16 protein-coding genes are annotated in these 23,008 nt (G+C 71.3%); 8 read left to right on the top strand and 8 right to left on the bottom strand.

Annotated elements, in window-relative coordinates:
• Window positions 1-137 precede the first annotated feature (137 nt).
• Window positions 138-1,187: an AAA family ATPase gene (locus ACLBX8_RS18495; RefSeq protein WP_447715609.1), complete on the bottom strand. Its 1,050-nt coding sequence runs from the start codon at window positions 1,185-1,187 to the stop codon at window positions 138-140.
• 257 nt (window positions 1,188-1,444) lie between these two features.
• Here ACLBX8_RS18495 and ACLBX8_RS18500 point away from each other — a divergent pair, with 257 nt between their 5' ends.
• Window positions 1,445-2,155, top strand: a complete 711-nt coding sequence (locus ACLBX8_RS18500; protein WP_056533658.1) for an MgtC/SapB family protein — start codon at window positions 1,445-1,447, stop codon at window positions 2,153-2,155.
• A 60-nt stretch (window positions 2,156-2,215) separates the two neighbouring features.
• Here ACLBX8_RS18500 and ACLBX8_RS18505 read toward each other — a convergent pair whose 3' ends face one another.
• On the bottom strand, window positions 2,216-2,548 hold the full coding sequence (locus ACLBX8_RS18505) for a hypothetical protein (RefSeq protein WP_447682144.1): 333 nt from the start codon (window positions 2,546-2,548) through the stop codon (window positions 2,216-2,218).
• A gap of 347 nt (window positions 2,549-2,895) precedes the next feature.
• Between ACLBX8_RS18505 and ACLBX8_RS18510 the strand changes: the two genes are divergently transcribed.
• The 3 genes from ACLBX8_RS18510 to ACLBX8_RS18520 all read left to right on the top strand — a co-directional run bounded on the left by ACLBX8_RS18510 (window position 2,896) and on the right by ACLBX8_RS18520 (window position 5,974).
• Window positions 2,896-3,756, top strand: a complete 861-nt coding sequence (locus ACLBX8_RS18510) for a C40 family peptidase (RefSeq protein ID WP_447715610.1) — start codon at window positions 2,896-2,898, stop codon at window positions 3,754-3,756.
• A 136-nt stretch (window positions 3,757-3,892) separates the two neighbouring features.
• Window positions 3,893-4,894 (top strand): 4-hydroxy-3-methylbut-2-enyl diphosphate reductase, encoded by a 1,002-nt coding sequence (ispH, locus tag ACLBX8_RS18515; protein ID WP_091926965.1) that lies wholly within the window; start codon window positions 3,893-3,895, stop codon window positions 4,892-4,894.
• A 114-nt stretch (window positions 4,895-5,008) separates the two neighbouring features.
• Complete coding sequence (locus ACLBX8_RS18520; RefSeq protein WP_020094031.1) at window positions 5,009-5,974, top strand: homoserine kinase; 966 nt, start codon at window positions 5,009-5,011, stop codon at window positions 5,972-5,974.
• 262 nt (window positions 5,975-6,236) lie between these two features.
• Here ACLBX8_RS18520 and zwf read toward each other — a convergent pair whose 3' ends face one another.
• Window positions 6,237-7,763, bottom strand: coding sequence for a glucose-6-phosphate dehydrogenase (zwf, locus tag ACLBX8_RS18525; protein WP_042672970.1), 1,527 nt, complete (start codon window positions 7,761-7,763; stop codon window positions 6,237-6,239).
• Between the two features lie 116 nt (window positions 7,764-7,879).
• On the opposite strand from zwf, the gene dmeF reads away from it, so the two are divergent.
• A complete protein-coding gene (gene dmeF / locus ACLBX8_RS18530) occupies window positions 7,880-8,872 on the top strand; it encodes a CDF family Co(II)/Ni(II) efflux transporter DmeF (protein ID WP_447699731.1) in 993 nt (330 codons plus the stop codon).
• A gap of 32 nt (window positions 8,873-8,904) precedes the next feature.
• Here the strand turns inward: dmeF and ACLBX8_RS18535 are convergent, their stop codons facing one another.
• From ACLBX8_RS18535 to ACLBX8_RS18555, 5 genes are all read right to left on the bottom strand, one after another.
• Window positions 8,905-10,440, bottom strand: coding sequence for an efflux transporter outer membrane subunit (locus ACLBX8_RS18535; protein WP_447699732.1), 1,536 nt, complete (start codon window positions 10,438-10,440; stop codon window positions 8,905-8,907).
• Window positions 10,441-10,610: 170 nt separating this feature from the next.
• Window positions 10,611-14,078: an efflux RND transporter permease subunit gene (locus tag ACLBX8_RS18540; RefSeq protein WP_020094027.1), complete on the bottom strand. Its 3,468-nt coding sequence runs from the start codon at window positions 14,076-14,078 to the stop codon at window positions 10,611-10,613.
• Window positions 14,075-17,200, bottom strand: a complete 3,126-nt coding sequence (locus ACLBX8_RS18545; protein WP_447699733.1) for an MdtB/MuxB family multidrug efflux RND transporter permease subunit — start codon at window positions 17,198-17,200, stop codon at window positions 14,075-14,077. The genes ACLBX8_RS18540 and ACLBX8_RS18545 overlap by 4 nt, the downstream gene beginning before the upstream one ends.
• A gap of 64 nt (window positions 17,201-17,264) precedes the next feature.
• Window positions 17,265-18,671 carry an MdtA/MuxA family multidrug efflux RND transporter periplasmic adaptor subunit gene (locus ACLBX8_RS18550; RefSeq protein ID WP_447699734.1) on the bottom strand — a complete coding sequence of 469 codons (1,407 nt, stop codon included), beginning with the start codon at window positions 18,669-18,671 and terminating at the stop codon, window positions 17,265-17,267.
• A gap of 298 nt (window positions 18,672-18,969) precedes the next feature.
• The gene (locus ACLBX8_RS18555) at window positions 18,970-19,146 is read right to left on the bottom strand and encodes a hypothetical protein (RefSeq protein ID WP_020094024.1); all 177 of its coding nucleotides are present in this window, start codon (window positions 19,144-19,146) and stop codon (window positions 18,970-18,972) included.
• Between the two features lie 366 nt (window positions 19,147-19,512).
• Between ACLBX8_RS18555 and ACLBX8_RS18560 the strand changes: the two genes are divergently transcribed.
• The 3 genes from ACLBX8_RS18560 to ACLBX8_RS18570 all read left to right on the top strand — a co-directional run bounded on the left by ACLBX8_RS18560 (window position 19,513) and on the right by ACLBX8_RS18570 (window position 22,648).
• A complete protein-coding gene (locus ACLBX8_RS18560; RefSeq protein WP_447699735.1) occupies window positions 19,513-20,682 on the top strand; it encodes an aminotransferase in 1,170 nt (389 codons plus the stop codon).
• A gap of 153 nt (window positions 20,683-20,835) precedes the next feature.
• Entirely contained in the window at window positions 20,836-21,330 is a 495-nt protein-coding gene (locus ACLBX8_RS18565) for a DUF4112 domain-containing protein (protein WP_056533673.1), read from the top strand.
• Window positions 21,331-21,427: 97 nt separating this feature from the next.
• Window positions 21,428-22,648 (top strand): ABC transporter permease, encoded by a 1,221-nt coding sequence (locus ACLBX8_RS18570; RefSeq protein ID WP_100252500.1) that lies wholly within the window; start codon window positions 21,428-21,430, stop codon window positions 22,646-22,648.
• Window positions 22,649-23,008: the final 360 nt, after the last annotated feature.

The raw sequence follows: 23,008 nt of genomic DNA on the forward strand, positions 1-23,008 counted from the left end.
GCCCGAGAGGTGGATGCCGTGCTCGGCGCGGTCTCGCCCCGCCTCTCGGGCGGGGAAGGGGCCCCCGGCGGTCGGGCCGACCGCCCCCGCGGCGGGGGGAGGGGATCTGCGGCGCGCCTGCCCGAACCCGAACACCGTCAGAGCGCCCGCACCCGCTGCACCAGCTCGCCGACGAGGCTGCGCGCCGTCCGGCCCTCGGCGGCCGCCCGCCAAGTCAGGCCGATCCGGTGGGAGAGGGCGTCGCGGGCCAGCTCCGCGACGTCCTCGGGCGTGACGTGGTCGCGCCCCCGCAGCCAGGCCCGGGCCTTGCAGGCCATCATCAGCGCCAGGGTGCCGCGCGGGGAGGCCGGGTGCTCGATCATGGCGCGCAGGTCCGGGGCGGCCGCGTCGGTGCGGGTCGCCGCCACCAGCCGGACGAGGTAGTCCTTGAGGGCCGGCGACACGTAGGTGGCGAGCGCCGCCTCCCGGGCGGCGCGCACGTCCGCCAGCGACAGCCGCACGGTCATCGCGTCGACGTGGTGGGTGATCTCGCCCTCCACGAGGTCGAGGATCGCCCGCTCGGTGGTCTCGTCGGGCATGTCGACCACGACGTGGAGGAGGAAGCGGTCGAGCTGCGCCTCCGGCAGCGGGAAGGTGCCGGCATGCTCGATCGGGTTCTGGGTCGCCACGACCATGAACGGGTCGGACAGGCGGTGCGTCGTCCCCGAGACCGTCACCTGCCCCTCGGCCATGGATTCGAGGAGCGCCGACTGCACCTTCGGGGGCGCGCGGTTGACCTCGTCCACCAGCACGAGGGCGTGGAACAGCGGCCCGGGCAGGAACTCGAAGGTGCCGCTGTGCTGGCCGTTCGCCTGGCGCCACACCGTGGTGCCGGTGAGGTCGGCCGGCATCAGGTCCGGCGTGCACTGGATGCGCGCGAAGGAGCCGTCGAGGCCGTCGGCAAGGCGCTTGACCGCGCGGGTCTTGGCGAGCCCCGGCGCGCCCTCGATCAGCAGGTGCCCGCCGGTGAGGAGCCCGATCAGCAGGCGCTCCACGAGGCCGGCGCTGCCGATCAGGCCGCGCTCGAGCCCTTCGCGCAGCGCCATGACGCGGCCGTGCAGGGCGGTGTCGGGCGTGCTGCTGGACCCTTTGTCGGGTGCGGTGTCGGGCCTGCGTTCGGCGAGGGCGCCGCTCGTGGCGCCGCTCATGCGGAGAACGATCCGGTGCGGAGCGGATCCGCCCGTCGGGCCATGTCCCGGGCCATGTCCCGGGCCTTGTCCTGGGCCGTGTGCTGCATCCTGCACGTCTCCTCGGCCGGGTCCCGGATTCTTAAGGGATCCTCAGGCTCTTGCCGGTGTGCCCGCTGCCCGGTGCGGCCGTCAATCCCGCTTCGGACACGCTTTCCGGTCCCGGCCGGGCCATGGTGTCACGGTTCCGTCACCTCTCCGCTCCCATGAGACGCCGGATGACCAGCTACGCCGCCCTCCCCGAAGAACTGAAATCCGCGATCGGCCTGCTCGTGGCCTTCGTGCTGGGCACGATCATCGGGGCCGAGCGGCAGTACCGGCAGCGCACCGCGGGCCTGCGCACGGCGGTGCTGGTCGCGGTCGGGGCGAGCGCCTTCGTGGATCTCGGCATGCGCCTGACCGGTCCGGACGGGGGCGTCCGGACCGTGGCCTACGTGATCTCCGGCATCGGCTTCCTCGGCGCCGGCGTGATCATGAAGGAAGGGATGAACGTCCGCGGCCTCAACACGGCCGCGACCCTGTGGTGCTCGGCCGCGGTCGGGGCCTTCTGCGGCGCCGACCTGCCCCTGGAGGCGGTGTTCGTGATGGTGACGGTGCTCGCCTGCAACACCGCGCTCCGGCCGCTGGTGAACGCCATCAACCGCGCGCCGATCCGCGAATCCGCCACCGAGGCGACCTACGAGGTCCAGGTCACCACGGCGCCCGGCGAGGCCGGGCCGGCGCAGGACCTGCTGGTGGAGCGCCTGGAGGCGGCGAACTACCCGGTCGGCAGCGTCGAGATCGAGGAACGCGGCGAGAGCGCGGTCGACGTGGTGGCGACGCTCACGGCCAGCGCCGTCAAGGCGGAGGAACTCGACGCCGTGACCAACGAGCTGGCCCGCATGCCCGGCATCCGCCACGCCACGTGGTCGGTGCAGACCGCCGACTGAGCGCGGCGCGCGGGCGGGGCGGCGATCCGGAGGGCCGCCCTCCGGCGGTGAGCCGGGGCGTCAACGACGGGGGTCGAGGGGCCGGCTGCGGCGCTCGATCACCACGGTCGGGCGCGTGCGGCGCTCCACCACCACGGTGCGCGGGGCGCGGCTCGGGCTCGCCTGGGTCAGGATCCGCTCGGGGGTGCGCTCCGGCCTGGCCTTCTTGGCCGCCAGGACGTGGGGGCGGACCTCGTCGGCCGGCAGGCCCATCAGGCCGGCGGCGATCTCGACCTGCTGCTCCACGTCGTCCGCGAGGTCCTGCGCGGCGGCGACCGCCTCGCTCACGGTGGGCGGCTCGCGGCGGACGCGGATCGGTGGCAGGTCGGCGAAGCTCTTCTGCGTCTTCTTCACGGGGCGACTCGCGGTCTTCATGCACCAGACATAGCGCCTTCCGGGCAGGTTGTGCAGTGCATCAAAAACGTGTGATGGGCGCCTCCCGCACATGTCTCGCCGGCGGATAGCATGGGGGAAGACGCGGAGCTGACGCGCAGTGGCGCAGCTGTAAGGCCGGCTGCCGCGCGCTTGGGCAGGCTCGGGCCGCTTCGGGCATCCGGTGCCCGATCTGCCGGAGTTTCGGGCGTCCCCGCGGGCGAGTGCCGGCTGCTCCGGCCCGAAGGTGCGCCCCGATGCGTCATAGTGGCGCAGTCCGGCGAGCCCGCGCTTACCTGCGCTTCAGCCCGGCATGGTAGGGTCCGCGCATGACCGAGAGCCTCGATCCCCGGCTGACCCCGGCCCGGCCGCACGTCGCCGATCTCCGCCTGCGGGACCGCGTCCCGGCGGCGCGCTACGTCGCCGGGACGCGGCGGCGGGTGACCGTCCCGTCGGCGCCGCTGCGCCGCGCACCGGCCGCCGACGCGGGGCTCGACACCGAGGCGCTGCTCGGCGACGCGGTCGATCTCTACGACACGGCGGACGGCTTCGCCTTCGTGCAGCTCGCCCGCGACGGCTACGTCGGCTACCTGCCGGCCGACAGCCTCGGTCCGGCCGATCCGGAGCCGACGCACCGCGTCACGGCCCTGCGCACCTTCCTGTATCCCGAGCCGGACCTGAAGCGGCCGGTCCTCGGCCATCTCAGCCTCGGCGCACGCCTCGCCGCGACGGGGGAGGCGGGCGCCTACCTGGAGACGCCGGGCGGCTACGTGTTCGCCCGCCACTGCGCGCCCGTCGACGCGCGCGAGCCGGACTACGCCGCGACGGCCGCGCGGCTCGCCGGGACCCCCTATCTCTGGGGCGGCCGCACCAGCCTCGGGCTCGACTGCTCCGGCCTCGTGCAGCTCTGCCTCGACGCGGCGGGGCTGCCCTGCCCGCGCGACGCCGACATGCAGGAGCGGGCCCTCGGGCAGGCGCTGACGTTCGACCCCGCGCGCCCGGAGCTCGCGGGTCTGCGCCGGGGCGACTTCGTCTTCTGGCGCGGCCATGTCGGGCTGATGGTCGATCCCGAGACGCTGATCCACGCCAACGGCCACCACATGGCGGTCGCCGCGGAGCCGCTCGCCGGGGCGGTCGCCCGCATCGCGGCGCACAGCTTCGGCGCCGTGACGGGGATCCGGCGGCTCTGAGGGAGCCGGCGCGGGTCCCATTCCCGCGGCAATCGTGCTACAGAGGGGCCACGGAGGGGTTCCGCTTCCCTCTTCCCGCCCGGTTCCTGGGCCAGTCCTGTTGACAGGACAGCCCCGCCCTCGCCACATCCCCCGCATGACCGCCGATATCGCGACCCCCGAGCCCGTCCCGGGCACCGCCGGCAAGCCGCCGCTGGAGATCCTGCTCTGCGCCCCGCGCGGCTTCTGCGCCGGCGTGGTGCGGGCCATCGACGTCGTGGAGCGGGCGCTCGCCATCTACGGGCCGCCCGTCTACGTCCGCCACGAGATCGTGCACAACAAGTACGTCGTGGAGAGCCTGAAGCGGAAGGGCGCGGTGTTCGTCCGCGAGCTCGACGAGGTGCCGGACGGCGGCGCCCCGGTGATCTTCTCCGCCCACGGCGTGGCCAAGACCGTGCCGGCCAACGCTGATTCGCGCGGGCTGACGACGATCGACGCCACCTGCCCGCTGGTGACCAAGGTCCACCGCGAGGCCGAGATCCACCACAAGCGCGGCCGCCACGTGCTGCTCGTCGGCCATTCCGGCCATCCCGAGGTGGTGGGCACGATGGGCCAGCTGCCCAAGGGCTCGATCACCCTCGTGGAGGATCTCGAGCAGATCGCCGCCCTGACACCGGACAATCCCGACAACCTCGCCTGGGTCACCCAGACGACCCTGTCGGTCGACGACACCCGGCACATCGTCGACGCCCTGAAGAAGAAGTTCCCGAACATCACCGGGCCGCACAAGGACGACATCTGCTACGCCACCACCAACCGCCAGGAGGCGGTGAAGCAGGTGGCGCCGCTGGTCGACGCCCTGATCGTGGTCGGCTCGTCGAACTCGTCGAACTCGCAGCGCCTGCGCGAGGTCGCCGAGCGCGTCGGCTGCCCGATCACCCGCCTCGTGCTCCGCGCCGAGGAGATCGACTGGCCGGCCTTCGAGGGCATCCGCAAGCTCGGCCTCACGGCCGGCGCCTCGGCCCCCGAGGTCCTGGTCGAGGAGATCATCGACGCCTTCGCGGCCCGCTACGACGTGATGGTCGACACGGTCTCGACCGTGATCGAGGACATGGTCTTCCCGCTGCCGCGGGAGCTGCGCAGCGAGGCCGCCGAGTAGGCGGTCCGGTCCGACAGCGCCGACGCCCCGGGCTCGGGGCGCGCGGCGGGCTTTATGCGGGGGCGCTTCGGCGCCCCTTGCCGTATCGAACTTCCGACATCAGAGCGCAGACACGTGGCCGTCTACACCGAGGTATCCGACGCGGCGCTCGCCGAGTTCCTGTCCGCCTACGCGATCGGCAGCCTGCTCTCCTTCAAGGGCATCGCGGAGGGCGTCGAGAACTCGAACTTCTTCCTGCACACGACCGAGGGCGCCTACATCCTGACGCTCTACGAGAAGCGCGTCCGGGAACAGGACCTGCCGTTCTTCATCGGGCTGATGGAGCACCTCTCGGCCCGCGGCCTCGCCTGCCCGCAGCCCGTGCGCGACCGGGCTGGCCAGGCCCTCGGCCAGCTCTGCGGCCGGCCCGCCGCCATCGTGAGCTTCCTGGAGGGGGTCTCGGTCAAGGCGCCGGGCGTCGAGCATTGCCGGGAACTCGGCCGGGCCCTCGCGGAGCTGCACGCCGCCGGCCGGGACTTCCCGATGGTGCGGGACAACAATCTCTCGGTGTCCGCGTGGCGCCCGCTCTTCGCGCAGGCCGAGGCCCAGGCCGATTCGGTCGAGCCCGGCCTCGCGGCGCGCACCCGGTCGGACCTCGCCGTCTTGGAGGCGCACTGGCCCCGGGACCTGCCGGGCGGCGTGATCCACGCGGACCTGTTCACCGACAACGTCTTCTTCATCGGCGACGCGCTGTCGGGCCTGATCGACTTCTACTTCGCCTGTACGGACGCCTTCGCGTACGACCTCGCGGTCTGCCTGAACGCGTGGTGCTTCGACCCCGACGGCACCTTCCACCGCGACATGGCCGCCGCGCTGATCGCCGGCTACGAGGCCGTGCGGCCCCTGGAGGCCGCCGAGGTCGCGGCCCTGCCGATCCTGTGCCGGGGCGCCGCGCTCCGCTTCATGCTCACCCGGCTGGTCGACTGGCTGAACGTGCCCCCGGGCGCCCTGGTGAAGCCGAAGGACCCGCGAGAATTCGATCGCCGGCTCACCTTCCACCGCCAGGCGCGGGACGCGCGCGATTACGGCCGGGCGGGCTGAGACGCGGATGAGCCGGCGACCGGCTGGACAACCGGGTCGATCCATCCGCCGCGACCGGTTTGACAGGGCCGAACCCCGTCACCGCGAGCGCAGCGCCGTGGCCCAAGGTGGCGCGACGCTCGTCGCCGTGGCGCTGCCCTGGATCGCTTCGCTGCACGCGCACTGACGGCTGGGGCGCAGGGGGCGGCAGGCGGCCGCACCGCTTCGGGAAGGGGAGGCGCGCAACCGCCGACCCTCGCGTTCGAACGAATCGTCGGGCCGCTCAGTCGGTCTCGCCGTCCAGACCCAGCCAGTGGCGGCCGTCGCGGGCGAGCAGCGCGTCGGCCTCCGTCGGGCCGGCGCTGCCCGCGGGGTAGAAGTTCACCTCCGCCTGCGGCCAGCCCTTGAGCAGGGGATCGACCGCGGCCCAGCCGGCCTCGATGTTGTCGGCGCGCTGGAACAGCGTCGCGTCGCCGGTCATGCAATCGTAGAGCAGCGTCTCGTAGCCGACATTCGGCCGGTCGGCGAAGAAGTCCTTGTAGCGGAAGCCGGAGCGCACCCGGCCGATCTTCATCTGCGGCCCCGGCACCTTGACGTTGAACTCGGTGCTCACCCCGTGATCGGGATCGATCTGGATCCGCATCACGGTGGGCGCGAGGTCGGCCGTGGGCGTGTCCTCGAACATCTTGAACGGCGCCGGCTTGAACAGCACGGCGATCTCGGTGCGCCGCCCGGTCATGCGCTTGCCGGTGCGGACGTAGAACGGCACCCCGGCCCAGCGCCAGTTCTCGATGTTGAGCTTCAACGCGATGTAGGTCTCGGTGACCGAGTCCTTCGCCACGTGCGGCTCGTCCCGGTAGGCGGGCACGTCGCGCCCCTCCGAGGTGCCGGCCGTGTACTGGCCGCGCACCGCGTCCTCGGGCGGGATCGGCTTCACGGCCTCGGCGAGCTTGGCCTTCTCGGTGCGCACGGCCTCCGCGTCGAAGGAGTTCGGTGGCTCCATGGCGACCATGCAGAGCAGCTGGAACATGTGGTTCGGCACCATGTCGCGCAGCGCCCCGGTCGGCTCGTAGAAGCCGCCCCGCTCCTCGACGCCCACGGTCTCGGCCGCCGTGATCTGGATGCTGTCGATGTATTCCCGCCGCCAGACCGGCTCCAGCAGGCCGTTGGCGAAGCGGAACGCCATGATCGACTGCACGGTCTCCTTACCCAGGAAGTGGTCGATCCGGTAGAACTGGCTCTCGTCGCCCTGGCGGAGGATGCGGGCGTTCAGCTCCCGGGCCGAGGCGAGATCGGAGCCGAACGGCTTCTCGATGACCACGCGCCGGAAGGTGTCGCCCTCCTGCTTGAGCAGGCCGGCCTGGCCGAGCCCGTCCACGATCGTCCCGAAGAAGCGCGCCGCCACCGCGCAGTAGAACACCGCGCTGCCGGTGACCCGCTGCTTCACGGCCGCGAAGGTCTCGGGCTTCTCGAAATCGCCCTTGAGGTAGTGGAGCCGGTCCCGGATGAAGCCCCAGCTCTTCGGGTCGATATGGTCGGCGTGGAACTCCGAGGTCGGGTCCTTGCTGAACGCCTCCAGGGTCTGGGTGAGATTCTCGCGGAGCGATTCGTCCGTCCCGTCATTGTGATCGATGCCGAGGATCGAGAAGCCCTCGGACAGCAGGCCGGCGCCGGCGAGGTTGTAGAGCGAGGGCATCAGCAGGCGCTTGGTGAGGTCGCCGCCAGCCCCGAAGATCACCAGCGTGCAGGGCGGCGCCGGCTGCGTGCCGCAGGCTGCCGTGTCCTTGAGGGCTGTCGTCGGCTCGGCCATCCCTGACTCCCGTGTGGCTGCACTGCACCAAACCGGCCTGACAACCCGCCGCGGCGAGGCCCGTTCCGGTACCCGCTGGGCTATGCTGCGCCGAGGTTAGGATCAAGGAACCCCGCATGCATACCCATTCCCTCGAGCCCTGGGCCCACAGCCACGTCTTCCTGGGCGACCGGCACGATCGGCACGCCCGCCGGACCTGGGCGGTGGTCGCGCTCACGGCCGTCACGATGGTGGCGGAGGTCGCCGGCGGCACGTGGCTCGGCTCGATGGCGCTGGTCGCCGACGGCTGGCACATGTCGACCCACGCGGCGGCCCTGGGCGTCGCGGCGCTCGCCTACCACTTCGCCCGGCGCCACGCGGACGACCCCCGCTTCAGCTTCGGCACCGGCAAGTTCGGCGACCTCGCGGCCTTCGCCAGCGCGCTGCTGCTCGGCCTGATCGCCCTGCTGATCGGCGCCGAGAGCCTCGACCGGCTGCTGCACCCGGTGGCGATCGGCTTCGGTCAGGCGATCCCGATCGCCGTGCTGGGGCTCGCCGTGAACCTCGCGAGCGTCTGGCTGCTGCACGACGACCACGACGACCACGGCCACGACGACCACGCTCACCATCACGGAGGCCACGCGCACGGAGGTCACGCGCACGCGGGCCACGCGCATGGCGGCCACGGCGGCCACGACACGAACTTCCGGGCCGCCTACGTCCACGTCCTGGCCGACACGCTGACGTCGGTCCTGGCCATCGTGGCGCTGCTCGGCGGGCGCTATCTCGGCCTCGCCTGGCTCGACCCGGCCATGGGCCTCGTCGGCACCGCCGTGATCCTGGCGTGGTCGTGGAGCCTGCTGCGGACGGCCGCCCTCGTGCTCCTCGACGCACGGCCCTCGCCGGCGGCCACCCGGGAGATCCGGGAGCGCCTGGAGATCGGCGGCGACCGGGTCAGCGACCTGCATCTCTGGCAGATCGGGCCGGGCCACCGGGCCGCCGTGATCGCCCTCGTCAGCGACGATCCGCAACCGCCCGCCCACTACAAGGCGCGCCTCGCCGGGGTGAAGGGCCTGAGCCACGTCACCGTCGAGGTCCAGCTCTGCGGGGGGCACGCGGCGGCGGCCTGAAGGTCCCGCGCGGGCGCTCGGCCCGGCGGCCGCTACTCGTCGGGGCGGACCGCCTGGCCGCCCCGGTCGATCGGCAGGCTCGGGCCCTTCAGCTCGGAATCGCTCGGCAGGGCGCGCACGTCCCAGCCGCCGCCGAGCGCCCGGATCAGCGTGACCGCCGCAGTGAAGCGGTTCAGTCGCACCTGAAGGGCGTTGACCTCGTTGTTCACGAGCAGGTTCTGCGCGGTCACCACCGTTGTAAAGTTCTGGGTGCCGGCCCGGTATTCGTTGAGGGTGATCTCCACGGCCCTGCGCGACAGGTCCACGGCGGTGTCCTGCGCCCCCTGCTGCTGGCCGAGGATGCGCAAAGCCGCCATCTGGTTCTCGACCTCCGCGAAGGCGGCCAGCACCACCTGCCGGTAATTGGCCACCGCCGCGTCGTAGCCGGCCTCGGCCGAGCGCAGTGCCGCGGTGCGGGCGCCGCCGTCGAACAGCACCTCGCTGCCGGAGGCCGCCACCGACCAGACCTGGTTGGCCGCCGAGAGCAGGCCGTTGCGGGTCGCCCCCGAGATGCCGCCCTGGGCCGAGATCGTCACGGTCGGGAAGAAGGCCGCCACCGCCACGCCGATGCGCTCGCTCTGCGCCTGGACGAGGCGCTCGGCCTGGGCGACGTCGGGCCGCCGCTCCAGCAGGTCGCCGGGGATGCCCACCGGCACGCCCGGCGGGCTGCGCCCGATGCCGGATACCGGGATCGACACCTCGGAGGGCGGGCGCCCGATCAGGGTGGCGATAGCGTTGACGAACTGCACCCGGGTCAGGCGCACCGCGATGGCCTGGGCCTGGATGGTCTGGACCTGGGTCTGCGCGGTGATCACGTCGGAGCGCGCCGCGACCCCGGCGGCGTACTGGTTCTCGGTGATCGCCAGGGTCCTCTTGAAGTTCTCGACGTTCTCATCGAGCACCTTCTCGAGGGAATCGGCGTAGCGCACCGTCAGGTAGTCGGCCGCGATCTCCGCCTGGATGCTCAGGCGGGTCAGCGCGATCGTGGCGGCGTCGGACTGCGCCAGGGCCGCCTCGCTCTCGATGGTGCGGCGCGTGCCGCCGAACAGGTCGAGCTCCCAGCTCGCCTGGCCCAGCAGCGCCACGTTGGTGCGCGTGGTGGTGCCGCTGCCGGTCCGGGTGATGCTCGGCGCGCCGATCACCGTCGGGTACAGGGCCGCCTGCGCGGAGGCGACGAGCGCCCGCGCCTGCCGGTAATTCGCCACCGCCTGCCGGAGGGACTGGTTGTCGACGTCGACGAGGCGGATCAGCCGGTCGAGGGTCGGGTCCTTGAACACCCGCCACCAGTCGCCGCGCTCGACCGCGTCGCTCGGCCGGGCCTCGCGCCAGCCCTTCTTCCGCGCCGCGACGTAGGCCGGGCTGTCCTCCCGGACACCGCCCTGCTTGTAGGCCAGCGGCGTCTCCACGGAGGGTCGGGTGTAGTCCGGGCCGACCACGCAGCCGGCGAGGAGCGGGGCGGCGAGGAGCAGGGATGCGAGGGTGCGGAGCCGTTGATGGGTAAAAAGCGCACCTTCCACCCTGAACCTCATCCTGAGGTGCCGGAGCGTAGCGGAGGCCTCGAAGGAGCCCTCCAGGAAGCGCGCGCCTGGCTGGAGCCCTCCTTCGAGGCTGCTGTGCAGCACCTCAGGATGAGGAGGTGGGTTGGAGGAACCCCCGCGCGCGATCGCGGCCGCCGCTGTTTCACGTGAAACCTTAACCATCACTCTCCGGCCGGCAGCGCCGCTTCTCCGCTCCGCCCGCCGCGCCTGCGCCGGTTGAGCACCCTGTGCCGGAGGCGATCGAGGGTGAGGTAGACGACGGGGGTGGTGTAGAGGGTCAGGATCTGGCTCACAATCAGCCCGCCGACGATGGCGATGCCCAGCGGGCGGCGCAGCTCCGCGCCCTCGCCGTTGGCCAGGATCAGCGGCACGGCGCCGAGCATGGCGGCCAGCGTCGTCATCATGATCGGCCGGAAGCGCAGGAGACAGGCCTCGCGGATCGCGTCCACGGGATTCGCGGCCCGGGTCCGCTCCGCGTCGATCGCCACGTCGATCATCATGATCGCGTTCTTCTTCACGATGCCGATGAGCAGGAACACCGCGATCAGCGCGATGATGGTGAAGTCGGTGCCCGTCACCAGCAGGGCCAGCACCGCGCCGACGCCGGCCGAGGGCAGGGTCGAGAGGATCGTCAGCGGGTGCACGAAGCTCTCGTAGAGGATCCCCAGCACCGCGTAGACCGCCAGGATCGCCGCCAGGATCAGCAGCGGCTGCCGCGACGCGGAGGCGACGTAGTTCTTGGCCGCGCCGGCATACTCGCCGTGGATCGTGGCGGGCAGCTGCAGGGAGGCCATGGCCCGGTCGATGGCGTCCGTGGCGTCCGACAGGCTCTTGCCCGGGGCGAGGTTGAACGAGATCGTGGTCGCCACGAACAGGCCCTGGTGGCTCACCTGCACGGGGGCACTGCCGGGCTCGATCCGCGCGAAGGCCGAGAGCGGCACCATCGTCTCCTTGGCGGCCGAGACCGGCGCGCTCGACGAGGCGCCGCCCTTGCTCGCCGCGATGGCGTTGGCGGAGGCGTTGCGGGCCGAGTCGGACGCGATGGCGGCGGCGTTCGAGGCAGTGTCGGCCGTGCTGGCGGAAGCGGCGGCGGCCGCCGCCGCGACGGCGCCCGCGGTGCCCGAGCCGCCGACGGCGCCGGAGCCCGTGGCGACGCCGGTCGCGGCGCTCGCCGACGACCCGCTGCCCGGGCTGCTGGTGCCGGTCGCCGCGTTGGTGTTGACGGTCCCACCCGCCGCCACCGTGCCGGCGACCGCGTTGGTGGTGGCCGAGCCCGGCGCGTTGCCGCCCGAGGTCGAGACGTAGATCTGCTTGAGCGTCTCCGGCGTCTCCAGGTAGCGCGGCGCGATCTCCATCACGACGTGGTACTGGTTCAGCGGGTTGTAGATCGTCGAGACCTGGCGCTGGCCGAAGGCGTCGTAGAGGGTGTTGTCGATCTTGTTCGGCGTGATGCCGTAGCGGAACGCGGTCGCCCGGTCGATCACGACCCGGCTCTCCAGCCCGCCCTCCTGCTGGTCCGAGGTCACGTCCGCGAAGGTCGGGTCCTTCTGCAGGGCCGCCACCAGCTTCGGGGCGGCGGCGAACAGCTCCTCGGCCGTGTCGCCCTGGAGGGTGTACTGGTACTGGGCGAAGCTCTGGCGGCCGCCCATCTGCAGGTCCTGGCGGGGGAAGACGTAGAGGCGCGCGCCCGCGACCTGCGCGAGCTTCGGCCGCAGCCGCGCCATCACGGCCGAGATCGGCGCCCGCTCGTTGAGCGGCTTCAGGCCGACGAAGACGTTGGCCGAGTTGGTGCCGCGGCCGCCCGTGAAGCCGACGACGCTCTCGACCGCCGGATCCGCCCCGACGATCGCGGTCGCCTGCGTGAGCTTCTTCTCCATCGACTGGAACGAGATGCGCTGGTCGGCCTGGATGCCGCCCATCATCTGCCCGGTATCCTGCTCGGGGAAGAAGCCCTTCGGGACGATGATGTAGAGGTAGACGTTGAGCCCGACCGTGGCGAGCAGGCTCAGCAGGACGAGGCGCGGATGGGCGAGCGCCACCTCTAGCGTCCGCGCGTAGGCCCCGAGCAGCCGGGCGAAGCCGCCCTCCAAAATCCGGATCAGCAGGTTCGGCCGGCGGCCGGCCGGCGGTTCGCCATTGGGACCATGCCCTTCGGCCCGGAGCAGCCGGGCACACATCATCGGCGTGGTCGTGAGCGAGAGCACCAAGGAAATCAGGATCGACAGCGACAGGGTCACCGAAAATTCCTGGAAGATGCGGCCGACGAGGCCGCCCATCAGCAGGATCGGCAGGAACACCGCGATGAGTGACAGGCTCATCGAGATCACCGTGAACCCGACCTCCCGCGCGCCGATCAGCGCCGCCTGGAGCCGGGGCTTGCCCTCCTCGATGTGCCGCTGGACGTTCTCCAGCACCACGATGGCGTCGTCGACCACGAAGCCGGTGCCGATGATCAGCGCGGTCAGCGACAGGATGTTGAGCGAGTAGCCGAGCAGATACATCGCTGAGAAGGTGCCGACGATCGAGATCGGCACGGCGACCGCCGGGATCAGCGTGGCCCGCCAGGAGCGCAGGAAGCCGTACACCACCAGGATGACGAGGCCGACCGCCACCAGCAGCGTCTCCTCGGTGGCCGCGAGGGAGGCGCGGATCGTGGCGCTGCGATCGCCGGTGAGCTTGATGTCGATGCCGCCGGGCAGGGAGGCGGTGATCTGCGGCAGCGCCTCCTTCACGGCGTTGATGGTCTCGACCACGTTGGCGCCAGGCTGCTTGTAGACGAACAGCAGCACGCCCGGCTTGCCGTTGACGATGCCGAGGTTGCGCTTGTCCTCGACCCCGTCGAGCACCTGCCCGACATCGGTGAGCTTCACCGCGGCGCCGTTGCGGTAGGCCACGATGATGTCGCGGTAATCGGCGGCCTTGCGGCCCTGGTCGTTGGCGTAGAGCTGGTAGCGGCGGTCGCCCGCGTCGATCTCGCCCTTGGGCGAGTTCGCGTTCGCGGAGGCGAGCGCGGCCCGGATGCCCTCGAGCCCGATGCCGTAGTTGAACAGGGCCGTGGGATCGAGCTCGACCCGCACCGCCGGCAGGGACGAGCCGCCGATATCGACGTTGCCGACGCCCGGCAGCTGCGACAGCTTCTGCTGCACTACGGTGGCGGCGGAATCGTAGACCTGGCCGCGGGTCAGCGTCTCCGAGGTCATGCCGAGGATGATGATCGGCGTGTCGGCGGGGTTGAACTTCCGGTAGGTCGGGTTCTGCCGGAGCGACGCGGGCAGGTCGGCGCGCGCCGCGTTGATGGCGGCCTGGACGTCGCGGGCCGCGCCGTCGATGTCGCGGTTGAGGCCGAACAGCAGCACGATCCGGGTCGAGCCGAGGGAGTTCGTGGACGTCATCTCGTTGACGTCCGCGATGGCGCCGAGCCGCCGCTCCAGGGGCGCCGCCACGGTGGTGGCCATGGTGTCGGGCGAGGCGCCGGCCATCTGGGCCTGGACGAGGATCACCGGGAAGTCGATCTGCGGCAGCGGCGCCACCGGCAGCTTCAGGAAGGCGAACAGCCCGGCGAGCAGCACGCCGATCGTGAGCAGCGTGGTCGCCACCGGCCGCCGGATGAACGGCTCGGAGATGTTCACGGCAGCGCCTCGCCGGGCGCGAGATCCGGCCCCCGCCGCCCCGAGATCCGCCGCTCCAGCCGGTCGAAGGCCAGGTAGATCACCGGCGTGGTGAACAGCGTCAGCACCTGGCTGACGATCAGGCCGCCCGCGATGCAGATGCCGAGCGGCTGGCGCAGCTCGGAGCCGACGCCGGTGCCGAGGATCAGCGGCACCGCCGCGAAGAGCGCCGCCAGCGTCGTCATCAGGATCGGCCGGAAGCGCAGCAGGCAGGCCTGGAAGATCGCCTCGCGGGGCTCGAGCCCGTCCTCGCGCTCCGCCTGGAGCGCGAAGTCGATCATCATGATGGCGTTCTTCTTCACGATGCCGATCAGCAGCACGATGCCGATCACCGCGATGATGTCGAGCGACAGGCCGAACAGCATCAGGCCGAGCAGCGCCCCGATCCCCGCCGATGGCAGGGTCGACAGGATCGTGATCGGGTGGATGAAGCTCTCGTAGAGCACGCCCAGCACGATGTAGACGGTCACGATCGCCGCTAGGACCAGGAACAGCTCGTTGCCGAGCGCCGACTGGAAGGCGAAGACCGAGCCCTGCGGCACCACCCGGAACGAGGGCGGCAGGCCGATCTCGGCCTTCACCGTGTCGATCGCCTCGACCGCCTGCCCCAGCGCCGCGCCGGGGGCGAGGTTGAACGACACGGTGGTGGCCGGGAACTGGCCGAGATGGGAGATCAGCAGCGGTGCCCGTCGCTCGCTGATCCGCGCGACCGCCGAGAGCGGCACCTGTCCGTTGGTCGCCGTGGAGGAGGGCAGGTAGATCGCGTCGAGGCTGCGGAGCGTCGTGTGCAGCTTCGGGTCGGCCTCCAGGATCACCCGGTACTGGTTGGACTGGGTGAAGATCGTCGAGATGATCCGCTGGCCGAAGGCGTCGTAGAGGGCGTTGTCGATCGTCGCCGGGGTGATGCCGTAGCGGCCGGCGGTGGGCCGGTCGATGGTCACGTAGGCGGCGAGCCCCTGGCCCTGGTGGTCGCTCGCCACGTCGGTGACCACGGGCGACTTCGCCAGCGCCTCGGTGAAGCGCGGCACCCAGGTCTCGAAATCGTCGATGTTCGGGCTCTCGAGGATCACCTGGTACTGGGTCGCCGAGACCGCCGTGTCGATGGTCAGGTCCTGGACCGGCTGCATGTAGAGCCGCATGCCGGGCTGGTTGGCCGCCGCCGCCGAGATCCGCCGGATGATCGCGCTGGCCGTCGCGGTGCGCGCGTCCCGGGGCTTCAGGTTGATCAGCATCCGGCCGGAATTGAGCGTGACGTTCTGGCCGTCGACCCCGATGAACGACGACAGGCTCGCCACGTCCGGGTCCTTGAGGACGATCTCGGCCATCCGCTGCTGGCGCTCGGCCATGGCGGCGTAGGAGACCGACTGGTCGGCCTGGGTGATGCCCTGGATGACGCCCGTGTCCTGCACGGGGAAGAAGCCCTTCGGGATCACCGCGAACAGGTAGATTGTGAGCCCGAGCGTGCCGAGCGCCACCAGCAGCGTCAGGCCCTGGTGGTTCAGGACGACCCGCAGGGAGCGGCCGTAGGACTCGATCGTGCCGTCGACGGCGCGCCGGCCCAGGCGTGAGAGGACGCCCTCGCGGCGGCGGTGACCGGCTTCCGGGACGTGCTTCAGGAGCCGCGCGCACAGCATCGGCACCAGCGTCAGCGAGACCACCGCCGAGATAATGATCGTGGCCGCCAGCGTGATGGCGAATTCGTGGAACAGCCGCCCGACCACGTCGCCCATGAACAGGAGCGGGATCAGCACGGCGATCAGCGAGACGGTCAGCGAGATGATGGTGAAGCCGATCTCGCGGGAGCCCTTGAGCGCCGCCTCCAGGGGCGAGTCGCCCGCCTCCACGTGCCGGGCGATGTTCTCGATCACCACGATGGCGTCGTCGACCACGAAGCCGGTGGCGATGGTGAGCGCCATCAGCGACAGGTTGTCGAGGGAGAAGCCGTACAAGTCCATGACCGACAGGGCGCCGACCAGCGACAGCGGCACCGACAGGCTCGGGATCAGGGTCGCCGACAGGCTGCGCAGGAACAGGAAGATCACCAAGACGACCAGCGCGATGGCGAGGCCGAGCTCGAACTGCACGTCCTCCACGGAGGCGCGGATCGTGGTGGTCCGGTCGGTGAGCGGCGCAACCGCGACGGCGGCCGGCAGGCTCGCCTGGAGCTGCGGCAGCAGCGACTTGATCTTGTCGACGGTCGCGATGACGTTGGCGCCGGGCTGGCGCTGGATGTTCAGAATCACCGCCGGCGTCGCGTCCGCCCAGGCGCCGAGCTTGGTGTTCTCCGGCCCCTCGACCACGTCGGCGACCTCCGAGAGCATCACCGGGGCGCCGTTGCGGTAGGCGATGATCGCCGCGTCGTAGGCCTTCGGGTCGCGGATCTGGTCGTTGGCGTTGATCGCGTAGGACTGCTTCGGCCCGTCGATCGTGCCCTTCGGCGTGTTGACGTTGAGGTTGGTGATGGTGGTGCGCAGGTCGTCGATGTTGAGCCCGTAGGCGGCGAGCGCCCGCGCGTTGAACCGCACCCGCACGGCCGGGCGCTGGCCGCCCGAGATGCTCACGAGGCCGACGCCCGCCACCTGGCTGATCTTCTGCGCGAGGCGCGACTCGGCGAGGTCGCGCACCTGGGTGAGCGGCAGGGTCTTGGAGGTGAGCGCCAGCGTCAGGACCGGCGCGTCGGCCGGGTTGACCTTGGCGTAGATCGGCGGCGCCGGCAGGTCGGAGGGCAGGAGGTTGCCGGCGGCGTTGATCGCCGCCTGGACCTGCTGCTCGGCGATGTCCAGCGGCAGGTCCAGGCTGAACTGCAGGGTGATGACCGAGGCGCCCGCGGAGGATTGCGAGGTCATCTGGTTGAGGTTGGCGAGCTGGCCGAACTGCCGCTCCAGCGGCGCCGTCACCGAGGAGGTCATCACCTCGGGGCTGGCGCCGGGATAGAAGGTCTGGACCTGGATCGTCGGGTAATCGACCGCCGGCAGCGCCGAGACCGGCAGGTTCAGGTACGACACGCCGCCGACGATCAGGATCGCCAGCATCAGCAGCGTCGTGGCCACCGGCCGCAGGATGAACAGGCGGGACGGGTTCATGACGCGCTCCCGTTATCCCTTCCCCCGCGGAGGGGGGAGAGGGAGCGTCGCGCCAGAGCCGTCCTCACTGCGCCTGACGGCGCCGGTGCCGACGACCGCCCTCCGCTGTCCCTTGGGAATCCGCCGCCGCGTCGGCGGGCGCGCCGGGCTTCACCTCCCCCTTGCCGTCAGCTTTGCCGTCCTGCTTCGCCGCCGCGGCCTTGCCGTCGCCCGCGGCCGCCGGCGCGCCCTCGGTGATGCGCACCGGCGCGCCGTCCTTCAGCCGGTCGGTGCCGTCCGTGACGACGCGGTCGCCCGGGTTCAGCCCGGAGACCACTACCGTGTGGGTCCCGTCAGTCTCGCCGGTCTTGATCGGCCGGACCGTAACCTTGCTGTCCCCGTCCATCAGGTAGACGTAGGTGCCGGGCGTGCCCTGGAGCAGGCTGGAATTCGGCACGAGCGTCGCGCCCCGCACCGTGTCGACGGTCAGCTTGGCGTTGACGAACTGGTTCGGGAACAGCTCCTCGTCGGAATTGTCGAACAGCGCGCGCAGCTTCACCGTGCCGGTGGTCGTGTCGATCTGGTTGTCGACCGTGTCGAGGCGGCCGGTGGCGATCTCGTGGGCGTCGCCGCGGTCGTAGGCCCGCACGGTGAGCTTCGTGCCCGCCCGCACCTGCCGCATCACCCGCGACACGTCGTCCTCCGGAAGGGTGAACACCACCGAGATCGGGTGGAGCTGGGTCACCACCACGATCGCCGTGGAGGCGGCCGAGATGTAGTTGCCCTGGTCGACTTGGCGCAGGCCGACGCGGCCGTCCACCGGCGAGACGATGTGCGTGTAGGCGATGTTGAGCTTCTGCTGGTCGACGAGCGCCTGGTCGGCCGCGACCGTGCCCTCGTTCTGCTTCACCAGGGCGGCCTGCGTGTCGACGTTCTGCTTCGAGATCGAGTCCTGCCGGTTCAGCGTCTGGTAGCGCTGCAGGTCGAGCTTCGAGTTCTGGAGCAGCGCCTGGTCGCGGGCGAGCTGGCCCTGGTACTGCGCGAGCAGCGCCTCGTAGGGGCGGGAATCGATCCGGGCGAGCTCGTCGCCCGCCTTCACGTTCTGGCCCTCCCGGAACTGCACCTGCGTGAGGTAGCCGCTGATCTGCGACTTCACCGTCACGGTGGCGAGCGGCGTCACGGTACCGAGGCCCTGCAGCACCACCGGCATGTCGCCGGTCGTGGCGCTGGCGATGCCCACCGCCTGCGGCATGTCGGCCCCGCCGCGCCGGCCGCCGTGGCCGCCGGTGTGATGCGCCGTCGCGGGCTCGGCGCCCTTGCCGGTGCGGGCCTCGTACCAGCGGTGGCCGATCGCCCCGGCGCCGGCGAGCAGCACCAGGATCACGAGCCAGCGGATCGGGCGGAAGCGCCGCGTCCGGACCTCGCGCGCGGGCGCCTCGCCGGGCTGGTAGGCGCGGGCCGTGTCGGTCCGGATCGGTGAACTCTCGTTCATGCCTGACTAGAGCACAGGACGGTCGTCTGTGCGACCGGCGGCACCCTATCCCTCGCTGTCCAAGCCCCCATGCCGCCCCCGGAACGCCGCGTCCCGGAAGCCCGTCCTGAAGCCGCCCGGTCCCGCGGGACCCGACGGCTCCGATCCCGTGTACGGGAGCGTAAGCCCATAAAGCTGTCCGGGCCCCGAACGGCTCCTTACCGCGGCGTCATGGACACCCGCGGCCGCGCCGCTCGCGCACCTCGCGGCGCCCTCCACCGGTGCCCGGCCAATGCGCCGTCACTAGGGCGGCGACGTTTCACTCGTGTTGCTGGGGCCCGCCGGACGCGTCCGGTACCGCATAAGCGCGCAGCACCGCCCGGAACGCGGGATCGACCGGGGTAACGGCCACGGCGCGGCGCAGGCCGAGTCCGAGGCCGCCGATCAGCAGCGCCAGCACCAGGCAGCCGAGGAACGCGCGTGAGGAGGGCCGCATCGTCGTATCCGGTGGCCGACCCAGCGAGCGGGGCGTGAGCGGGTGCGGCCGCGTCCGGACATGCCGAAAGGGCCACCGACCCGCAAGTCGATGGCCCTTCTGGGGACCGGAGCGGCGCCCCGCTGACGGAGCGAGGGGGCGAAGCTCCGTCGGCGTGTGCGCCGCTCCGGCCGTGATCCAAACCTAAGAGACGGGTGATGAATGTCAACATTCGTCAGTAGGCCTCGGCGCGCCGGAGACCGGGTCTGTGCGACCGCGCACATTCCGCAACGCGCGACGGCCATGTTACAGGCCGGCGATGCCGAGACCCGCCATGCCGACTCTCTCGATGCCCGGCGCCGCGTGCCGTACCGTGTGCCGCGCCGCATGAGGTCCGCCGTCATCAACCCCGTCTTCGACGTGCTGCCCACGACCGTGTTCGAGACCATGTCGCGTCTCGCGCGGGTCCACGGTGCGATCAATCTCGGCCAGGGATTCCCGGACGATGCCGGGCCGGCGGATGTCCGCGAGCGGGGCGCGCGGGCGCTCCTGGACGGCTGGAACCAGTACCCGCCGATGATGGGCCTGCCGGCCCTGCGCGAGGCGGTCGCCGCCCATTACGCGCAGCACCAGGGCCTCGTCCTCGACCCGGAGACCGAGGTGATGGTCACCTCCGGGGCGACCGAGGCCCTGGCCGGCGCGCTCCTGGCGCTGATCGAGCCCGGCGACGAGGTCGTGCTGTTCGCGCCCATGTACGACGCCTACCTGCCCCTGGTCCGGCGGGCGGGCGGCGTGCCGCGGATCGTGGCGCTCCGGCCCCCGGACTTCCGCCTCGACGAGGCCGCGCTCGCGGAGGCTTTCGGGGCGCGGACCCGGGTCGTGGTGCTGAACAACCCCCTCAACCCGAGCGCCACCCTGTTCGCGCCCGAGGACCTCGACCTGCTCGCCCGCTACTGCCAGCGCTTCGACGTGACCGCCCTCTGCGACGAGGTCTGGGAGCACGTGGTGTTCGACGGCGCGCGCCACCGGCCGCTAATGGCGCTGCCCGGGATGCGGGAGCGGACCGTCAAGATCGGCTCGGCCGGCAAGATCTTCTCCCTCACCGGCTGGAAGGTCGGCTTCGTGATGGCCGATGCCCGGCTGATGCGCGGGCTCGCCAAGGCGCACCAGTTCCTGACCTTCACCACGCCCCCGAACCTCCAAGAGGCGGTGGCCTACGGGCTGGGCAAGCCGGCCCCGTGGTTCGAGGCGATGCGGGCCGGCTACGCCCGGTCCCGCGACCGGCTCGCAGACGGCCTGCGCGGCCTCGGCTTCACCGTGCTGCCGGCCCGGGCCACGTGGTTCCTCAACATCGACATCGCCGCCCGCGGCCACGCCGACGACGTGGCCTTCTGCGAGGCCCTGGTCACCCGTCACGGCGTCGCGGCGATCCCCGTGAGCGCCTTCTACCCGGACGCCTCCGTGCGCGGCCTCGTCCGGCTCTGCTTCGCAAAGGACGACGCGACCCTGGATGCGGCGCTCGACCGCATGCGCGGGCTCCCGGGGGCCGGGGCATGAGGGTCGGCTCGAGGGACGGCATGACGGGCAGCAGGACGGGCATCACGGCGGGCATCACGGCGGACCGCGCGCGCCGAGCGGGCACCGTCCTTGCGGGGATCCGGGCGGGGGGCCACATCGTTGGGGACGATGGCTTCCCGACGGATCCCGACCATGGACTTCACCCAGGCTGCCCAGGCCGGGCGTTTCGCCCGTGCCGAGACCTTCCCCGGAGGCGAGACCCGCGCCGGCCCCCGGCCCCCCTACCTGTCGGCGGATCTCGGCCGGGAGGCGAGCCTCGCCCGGCTGGAGACGCTGGCCCACCTGATGGACACCGCCTTCGTCATCCCGGGCATCAACCGGCGGGTCGGGTTCGACGCGCTGATCGGCCTCGTGCCGGTGATCGGCGACCTGGCCGGCATGGTGATCTCGTCCTTCATCGTCTACGAGGCGAAGCGCCTCGGGGCGCCGCGCTGGCTGGTGGCCCGGATGGGCCTGAACGTGGCCTTCGACGGGCTGATCGGCGCCGTGCCGGTGGCGGGCGACCTGTTCGACGCCGCCTTCAAGGCCAATCGCCGCAACGTCCGTCTGCTGCGCCGCTGGCTGGAGCGCAGCGGCAACCTGCGTCCCACCGAGATCGACGGCACCGCGACCCGGCTCGACGGCTGAGCGTTACCGGCCTCCGTCCCGCGGCCGACCGGTCGCGGGGCCGCCCGGATATCGGGGCGGCCGGCGCGCGCGCGACGCGGCCCGGGAGGCAGCACGGATGAACGAGGTCACGCGTCCCGGCGACAGCGAGGTCGTGCCCGCGCCGATGCCCGGTGCCCAGCCGCTGGTCCTGCGGCCGGACGAGGGCGCGCCGCCGCCGGTCCTGCCCGGGGCCGCCGGCCGGCGCGCCCGGCTGTCGCCGCTCAACCGGCGCCGTCTCGACAATTTCCGCCGCAATCGGCTCGGCTACGGGTCGTTCGTGATCTTCACGGTCCTGTTCGTGCTCAGCCTGTTCGCGGAGTTCATCGCCAACGACCGCCCGATCGTGATGTCCTACAAGGGCGAGTGGCTGGTCCCGGTCCTGGTCGACTATCCGGAGGAGAAGTTCGGCGGCTTCCTCGCCACGACCGACTACCGCTCCCCCGAGATCCGCCGGGAGATCGCGGCGAACGGCTGGGCACTGTGGCCGCCGATCCCGTACGCGTACGACACGATCAACGAGGACCTGCCGACGCCGTCGCCGTCGCCGCCGACCTGGATGCTCACGGACGCGCAGTGCAAGCCCGTCGCCGAGAAGCTCGGCGGCTCGACCTGCGCGGACATTCCCCAGCACTGGCTCGGCACCGACAACACCACGCGGGACGTGCTGGCGCGGGTGATCTACGGCTTCCGCATCTCGGTCCTGTTCGGTCTGATCCTGGCCGCGGTCTCGTCGGTGATCGGGGTCATCGCGGGGGCCGTGCAGGGCTATTTCGGCGGCTGGGTCGATCTCGCCTTCCAGCGCTTCATCGAGGTCTGGGGCGGCATCCCGACCCTCTACCTGATCATCATCATCTCGGCCTTCATCGCCCCGGGCTTCTTCGTCCTGCTCGGGATCATGCTGCTGTTCTCCTGGGTCGCGCTGGTGAGCGTGGTGCGCGCCGAGTTCCTGCGGGCGCGGAACTTCGAGTATGTCCGGGCCGCCCGGGCGCTGGGGCTGTCGAATATCCGGATCATGACGGTCCACCTGCTGCCGAACGCCATGGTGGCGACGCTGACCTTCCTGCCGTTCATCCTGAACGGCTCGATCACCACCCTGACCTCGCTCGACTTCCTCGGCTTCGGCCTGCCGCCGGGCTCGCCGTCCCTCGGAGAGCTTCTCGCTCAGGGCAAGGACAATCTGACCGCGCCGTGGCTCGGATTGACCGGTTTCCTGGTCATCGCCGTGATGTTGAGCCTGCTCGTCTTCGCCGGCGAGGCCGTGCGGGACGCCTTCGATCCGCGCAAGACTTTCGCCTGAGGCCGCGCGGGTTGCGAAAATGACGCAGGGCCTCGCCCCGCGCTCGCACAACTGTACGAAGATTGCGCATTGTGCCCGCACGACCGGGCGGCAATCGTATACGACCGTCTAGAGCCGGCCCCTGACCCGGGGGTAAAGGTCTCTGCCGGCTGCGAAAACCCGCTTCGAGGAAGCGACTAGAATTCGCCGGGCGGACACCGATAAAGCGTCTCAGAAGTGTCCCTTAAGTGCCGCCAATGCAACCATACCCTGTAAGCCTCGCCGCGTGATGCAGAGTTAGACTTCGGTCTCATCACAGATAATTGTATGGCGCGGCTTGCATTTTTCGGACGCTGACTTAACTCGCGAAAAGTGGGGATC

The organism is Methylobacterium sp. D48H, from assembly GCF_053345715.1.

What these genes read in the sequence shown, in the direction of transcription:
- ACLBX8_RS18495 (WP_447715609.1), bottom strand. Translation starts at nt 1,187, where the DNA reads ATGAGCGGCGCCACGAGCGGCGCCCTCGCCGAACGCAGGCCCGACACC.
- ACLBX8_RS18500 (WP_056533658.1), top strand. Translation starts at nt 1,445, where the DNA reads ATGACCAGCTACGCCGCCCTCCCCGAAGAACTGAAATCCGCGATCGGC.
- ACLBX8_RS18510 (WP_447715610.1), top strand. Translation starts at nt 2,896, where the DNA reads ATGACCGAGAGCCTCGATCCCCGGCTGACCCCGGCCCGGCCGCACGTC.
- ispH (WP_091926965.1), top strand. Translation starts at nt 3,893, where the DNA reads ATGACCGCCGATATCGCGACCCCCGAGCCCGTCCCGGGCACCGCCGGC.
- zwf (WP_042672970.1), bottom strand. Translation starts at nt 7,763, where the DNA reads ATGGCCGAGCCGACGACAGCCCTCAAGGACACGGCAGCCTGCGGCACG.
- dmeF (WP_447699731.1), top strand. Translation starts at nt 7,880, where the DNA reads ATGCATACCCATTCCCTCGAGCCCTGGGCCCACAGCCACGTCTTCCTG.
- ACLBX8_RS18535 (WP_447699732.1), bottom strand. Translation starts at nt 10,440, where the DNA reads ATGAGGTTCAGGGTGGAAGGTGCGCTTTTTACCCATCAACGGCTCCGC.
- ACLBX8_RS18545 (WP_447699733.1), bottom strand. Translation starts at nt 17,200, where the DNA reads ATGAACCCGTCCCGCCTGTTCATCCTGCGGCCGGTGGCCACGACGCTG.
- ACLBX8_RS18550 (WP_447699734.1), bottom strand. Translation starts at nt 18,671, where the DNA reads ATGAACGAGAGTTCACCGATCCGGACCGACACGGCCCGCGCCTACCAG.
- ACLBX8_RS18555 (WP_020094024.1), bottom strand. Translation starts at nt 19,146, where the DNA reads ATGCGGCCCTCCTCACGCGCGTTCCTCGGCTGCCTGGTGCTGGCGCTG.
- ACLBX8_RS18560 (WP_447699735.1), top strand. Translation starts at nt 19,513, where the DNA reads ATGAGGTCCGCCGTCATCAACCCCGTCTTCGACGTGCTGCCCACGACC.
- ACLBX8_RS18565 (WP_056533673.1), top strand. Translation starts at nt 20,836, where the DNA reads ATGGACTTCACCCAGGCTGCCCAGGCCGGGCGTTTCGCCCGTGCCGAG.
- ACLBX8_RS18570 (WP_100252500.1), top strand. Translation starts at nt 21,428, where the DNA reads ATGAACGAGGTCACGCGTCCCGGCGACAGCGAGGTCGTGCCCGCGCCG.